The following is a 5,053-nucleotide window of genomic DNA, read 5'->3' as shown; positions in this document are numbered from 1 at the left end:
CCACTTCGAGGGGCGTTCCTGGACCGGCTGGCATCGCCACGTCACCCTGGCTTCGGCCGCTAACCTGTTCCTCACTGAACTGCGCTTGACCAGCCCAAAAGCGGCTGGGGCGGCCTGACCTTCTACAAGATCCTCAACGTGCTCCAGGTGCTGTTAGCGACCTGGGCAGGCCGATGCCACCTGCCATCAACGACCACCATGACGAACTAACAAAGTACTCTAGGGGGCGTCGGCCCGCCGGGTGACGCGGATCTTCGACTGCTTGTGCGGCAGGCGTTCCCAGTCGTCCATGAACCTCGCCTGCAGCCCGTGCTTGGAGGCCAGCGCGATCAGGGTCTCGGTGCGGTAGTAGAAGTCCTCCCGCAGCACCTGGTGCTCCTTGCCCTCGGTCCGGTCGAAGGTGAAGTCGAACCATCCGCCGGGTTTCATGACGCGGCCGACGTGGGCGAAGCACTCCTCGATCACGTCGAGCGGCGAGTGGGAGAAGACGCTGTGCGCGTGGACGACGTCGAAGTGCTCGTCGGGCAGGAAGGCGAAGCGCAGGTCGCGTACGGGGGTCAGGTGCGGAAGCTTGTCGCCCAGCCCGTGTTCGGTGAGGGTGTCCTGGGCCGCCATCAGAATGTCGGGCGAGATGTCGATGCCGTAGTAGTTGCCGGTGTGCAGGTAGTCGATGAACAGGTGACCGGCCCGCAGGTTGCCGCAGCCGATCTCCAGCATCCGGCATTCCGGCTTCAGCCCGTGTTCCACGAGGTAGTCGAACTGCATACGGCCCAGCGCCAGCCACCGGCGGTGCGTGTGGGAGCCGACCGCGCCCTCGGGGTCTCGCGCGGTGTCGGACTTCATGACGGCACGGTAGTAGGCGACGTGGTCGCGTGTGTGCAGCCTGAACCAGGTGTCGCGGGCGAGCCGCCTCAGGTGGGGCAGGATCTTGCGCGGGTTCTTGAACGCGTACGTCACTTGGTGGACGAGGCTCGAACGGGAGCGTTTCACGCCTGGGAATCTAGGTCACTCACAGCAACATCCAAGGGGCTGTGGCGATAGTCTTGAGTTCCCGTTTGCGCAGCCTTTCTTCTCCGGAACCTCGCGCGCCAGGTGAACGGTCAGCTCAGGTAGTCGCGCAGCGCCAGAGAGCGGGACGGATGGCGGAGCTTGGACATCGTCTTGGCCTCGATCTGCCGGATCCGTTCCCTGGTGACGCCGTAGACACGCCCGATCTCGTCGAGCGTGCGCGGCTTGCCGTCGGCCAGGCCGTAACGCATGCTGATCACTCCCGCCTCGCGCTCGGAGAGCTGGTCGAGCAGGGCGTGCAGCTGCTGCTGGAGCAGGGTGAACGACACCGCGTCGGCCGGGGAGACCGCCTCGGTGTCCTCGATGAGGTCGCCGAACTCGCTGTCGCCCTGCTCGCCGAGCGGCGTGTGCAGCGAGATGGGCTCGCGGCCGTAGCCCTGCACCTCGATGACGCGGCTCACTTCGAGCTCGCTCTCCTTGGCGATCTCCTCCGGTGTGGGCTCGCGGCCGAGGTCGCTCTGCAGGCGCCGCTGCACCCGTGCCACCTTGTTGATCAGCTCCACCATGTGCACGGGAATGCGGATCGTGCGGGCCTGGTCGGCCATGGCGCGGGTGATCGCCTGCTTGATCCACCACGTGGCGTAGGTGGAGAACTTGTAGCCGAGCCGGTAGTCGAACTTCTCGATCGTCCGGATCAGGCCGAGGTTGCCCTCCTGGATCAGGTCGAGGAAGAGCATGCCGCGACCGGTGTAGCGCTTGGCGATGGACACGACCAGCCGGAGGTTGGCCTCCAGCATGCGCTGCTTGGCCCGCGTGCCGTCGGCGGCGATCCACTCCAGGTCGGCGCGGAGCTCGGCGGGAAGGTCGGGCTCGGTGTCGAGCCGCTCTCTGGCGAACAGCCCGGCCTCGATGCGTTTGGCCAGCTCGATCTCCTGCTCGGCGGTGAGGAGCGGCACCCGCCCGATCTCTTTCAGGTAGGTCTTGACCGAGTCGGCGCCGACGGCGGTGCCACTGTCGGCGGCGCTTTCGTCCAGCTCGAGAACCTCTGCTGCTTGGGACAAAACACTCTCCTCGCTCGCGTTGGGCAGGGTGGACGGCGAACCAAATTTAGGTTGCGCCTAACATTAGGTGTGCACTCATCTTGAGTCAACCTAGATGTAGGCCGGACCTAAAAATCTGTGGGAGACTGCGGCCATGAGCATCGACACCTTGGGATTGAGGGAACAGAAGAAGCGCGAGACCAGGCAGGCCATCTCTGACCACGCTACCCAACTGTTCCTGCAACGTGGCTTCGACCGCACGACGATCGCCGACATCGCCGGCGCCGCCAGGGTGGCCAAGATGACCGTCACCAATTACTTCCCCCGTAAAGAGGATCTAGCCCTGGACCACCACGAGGCGTTCGTGGCGGGCCTGGCGGAGGCGGTCGCCCGGCGCCCACCTGGGGAGTCGGCGCTGAGCGCGGTACGTCGAGCATATGCGCAGGCGCTGGAACAGCGTGACCCGGTCGTCGGCTTCACCGGACGCGACTTCGCCCGGATGATCGCCGACAGCCCGACTTTGGTCGCCCGGCTGCGCGACCTGCACGACCAGCGCGAAGGGGCCCTCGCCAAGCTGCTCACCACCGAAATCGGCGAAACCGGCGAGATCCGGAGAATCGACGAAACCGGCGAGACCGGGAGGACCGGGGAAACCGGGAGGACCGGGGAAACCGGGAGGACCGGGGAAACCGGGAGGACCGGGGAAACCGGGAGGACCGGGGAAACCGGGAGGACCGGGGAAACCGGGAGGACCGGGGAAACCGGGAGGACCGGGGAAACCGGGAGGACCGGGGAAACCGGGAGGACCGGGGAAACCGGCGAGACCGACGCCACCCGCAGGAGCGGTGGAGCGGACGGGACGCCTCCCGGCGACGACGCCGAGGGCGGTGTGATCGTCGCACGTGCGGTGGCGGCGCAACTCGCGGCGGCCGACCGGCTGCTCTTCCGCGAGTTGCAGCGCCGCACCCTGGCCGGACAGGACGACGACGAGATCGCCGGAGCGCTCGCCGAGACCGCGCGGCGCGTTTTCGACCTCCTCGAACCCGCCATCAGCGCCTACGCTGTCCGCCGGCCGGCGTAGGCGGCCACCCGGCGGCGCGGCTGGGCCGATCCGTTCAGGATCACGGTCCTGCCGCCGATCAGGATGATCTTCCGCAGGCTCCATGCCGGCCTTAGCGGATGGACGCGACGCCGGCCGGGAGCACAGCCTTCGGTCGCCGGCCTTCGGCGCCCCCGGCGACTCGGGATCCAGCGCAACGTCGCGCGCAAAGGACCGCATGGCTGCCCCCACCTTCCGGCGGGCCGCCGGAATCGTGCTGCTAGACCGTGCCGGAGCCGTGCGGGCGGCGGGCTCTCGCGTCCACGTTGCCGGCCAGGGCCCTGAGGATGCGGGGCAGCTCCGCCACGGTCTGGGCGGGCAGGCCGGTCACGGTCTCGCCCGCCAGAGCGCACCACAGCCGCTTGATCTGGCCGACCAGCGCCTTGCCGCTGTCGGTGAGTTCGACGACGCTGGCGCGCCTGTCCGAGGGGGCGGGAGTGCGGCGGACGTGTCCGGCCGCTTCGAGCTTGCGGGTCATGAGCGTGACGCTGGGCGGCTCGCAACCGAGGGCCTCGCTGAGCTCCGCCTGGATCATCGGGCCGGTCCTGGCGAGTTCGAGCAGGAGCGCCTCCTGCCCGGGGTGCAGGCCGAGCGGGGCCAGCAGCGCCGCGGCCCTGGCCCGGTGGCGCAGGCTCAACAGGCGGATGGCCTGGTTGAGGGCGTCGGCTTGCTCGAAGTCCATCGGCTCTCCTTGACAGATTGGTTATGCGCATAATAGTTATTCGGATAACTAATCCTACACGACATCGAGGGGCTGCACATGACCGTGAAGGTCGCCGTCATCTACTACAGCGCGACAGGCAAGGTGCACGCACTCGCGCAGGCCGTCGCCGAAGGAGCCGCCTCTGCCGGAGCCGAAGTGCGGCTGCGGCGGGTCGCCGAGCTGGCGTCCGGCAGCGCGATCGCCCAGAACCCGCTGTGGCGGCGGCACGCCGACGCCACAGCGTCCATCGCCCAGGCCCAGATCGAGGACCTGGCGTGGGCCGACGCCTTCGCCTTCGGCACGCCGACCCGGTTCGGCACACCGGCCGCGCAGCTCAAGCAGTTCATCGACCAGGCCGGCGGACTGTGGCGGGAAGGCAGGCTGGCGGACAAGCCGGTGACGGCGTTCACCTCGGCGTTCAACCGGCACGGCGGCAACGAGGCCACGATCTTGTCGCTGGGCAACGTCTTCTACCACTGGGGAGCGCTGATCGTCCCGCCCGGATTCACCGATCCCGTCGTGTCCGCCGCCGGCGGCAACCCGTACGGCACGTCGTTGGTGAACGGAGACGGCTCCGACGCCGCGGCGCTGGAAGCGGCCAGGTATCAGGGACGGAGGCTGGCCCACATCACGATGCGGCTGCTGGGGGACGGCCGCGCCGCCGACGGCGGCAACGCCCGCGAAACCATCGCCGCGACGACCTCCCAGACCTCGTGAACGGCCGGCCGGCAAGGGAAGGCGTCATGACCGGCACCACGACTCCGCCTGCCAGGCAGCGCACCGGCCGCGCCTGGATGATCCTGGCGCTCGCGTGCGCGTGCCAGTTCATGGTGATCCTGGACTCGTCCATCGTGAACCTCGCCCTGCCCTCCATCGGCGGGGAGCTCGGCTTCACGCCCACCGGCCTGGCCTGGGTGGTCAACGGCTACCTGCTGACCTTCGGCGGCTTCATGTTGCTGGGCGGCCGCGCCGCCGACCTCTTCGGGCCCCGCCGGATGCTGGTCGCCGGGCTGGTGGCGTTCTCCGTCTCGAGCCTGGCCGGCGGCCTGGCCGCCGCTCCGGAGGTCCTGGTGGCGGCCCGCGTGGCGCAGGGCATCGGGGCCGCCATGATGGCACCGGCGACGCTGGCCGTGATCAACACCTCCTTCACCGGGCCGGCCGCGCGTGCCAAGGCGTTCGGCGCATGGTCCGCCTCGGGCGGGG

5 protein-coding genes and 1 pseudogene are annotated in these 5,053 nt (G+C 68.7%); 3 read left to right on the top strand and 3 right to left on the bottom strand.

Going from position 1 to position 5,053, the window contains the following annotated elements; translation table 11 throughout:
* Positions 1–219: 219 nt before the first annotated feature.
* Complete coding sequence (locus E1294_RS50995; protein WP_132520279.1) at positions 220–990, bottom strand: class I SAM-dependent methyltransferase; 771 nt, start codon at positions 988–990, stop codon at positions 220–222.
* A 110-nt stretch (positions 991–1,100) separates the two neighbouring features.
* Positions 1,101–2,006, bottom strand: a pseudogene (locus tag E1294_RS50990) (RNA polymerase sigma factor); the annotation flags it as partial.
* 196 nt (positions 2,007–2,202) lie between these two features.
* Between E1294_RS50990 and E1294_RS56950 the strand changes: the two are divergent.
* Positions 2,203–3,129 carry a TetR family transcriptional regulator gene (locus tag E1294_RS56950; protein WP_132520273.1) on the top strand — a complete coding sequence of 309 codons (927 nt, stop codon included), beginning with the start codon at positions 2,203–2,205 and terminating at the stop codon, positions 3,127–3,129.
* 238 nt (positions 3,130–3,367) lie between these two features.
* Here E1294_RS56950 and E1294_RS50980 read toward each other — a convergent pair whose 3' ends face one another.
* Entirely contained in the window at positions 3,368–3,829 is a 462-nt protein-coding gene (locus tag E1294_RS50980) for a MarR family winged helix-turn-helix transcriptional regulator (RefSeq protein ID WP_132520270.1), read from the bottom strand.
* A gap of 78 nt (positions 3,830–3,907) precedes the next feature.
* Between E1294_RS50980 and wrbA the strand changes: the two genes are divergently transcribed.
* Both wrbA and E1294_RS50970 read left to right on the top strand, forming a co-directional pair.
* Positions 3,908–4,567, top strand: a complete 660-nt coding sequence (wrbA, locus tag E1294_RS50975; RefSeq protein WP_132520267.1) for an NAD(P)H:quinone oxidoreductase — start codon at positions 3,908–3,910, stop codon at positions 4,565–4,567.
* A gap of 26 nt (positions 4,568–4,593) precedes the next feature.
* Positions 4,594–5,053: MFS transporter (locus E1294_RS50970; RefSeq protein ID WP_132520264.1), on the top strand; the 460-nt coding region annotated here is incomplete at its 3' end.

This window comes from Nonomuraea diastatica (assembly GCF_004349015.1).
In the GTDB taxonomy this organism is placed as follows: domain Bacteria; phylum Actinomycetota; class Actinomycetes; order Streptosporangiales; family Streptosporangiaceae; genus Nonomuraea; species Nonomuraea diastatica.
Note: the sequence above shows the minus strand (reverse complement) of the source record. Positions and strands in the feature narration are given on the sequence as shown.

Excerpts from the sequence above, each read along its gene's own strand:
- E1294_RS56950 (WP_132520273.1), top strand. The coding sequence starts at position 2,203 with ATGAGCATCGACACCTTGGGATTGAGGGAACAGAAGAAGCGCGAGACC.
- E1294_RS50980 (WP_132520270.1), bottom strand. The coding sequence starts at position 3,829 with ATGGACTTCGAGCAAGCCGACGCCCTCAACCAGGCCATCCGCCTGTTG.
- wrbA (WP_132520267.1), top strand. The coding sequence starts at position 3,908 with ATGACCGTGAAGGTCGCCGTCATCTACTACAGCGCGACAGGCAAGGTG.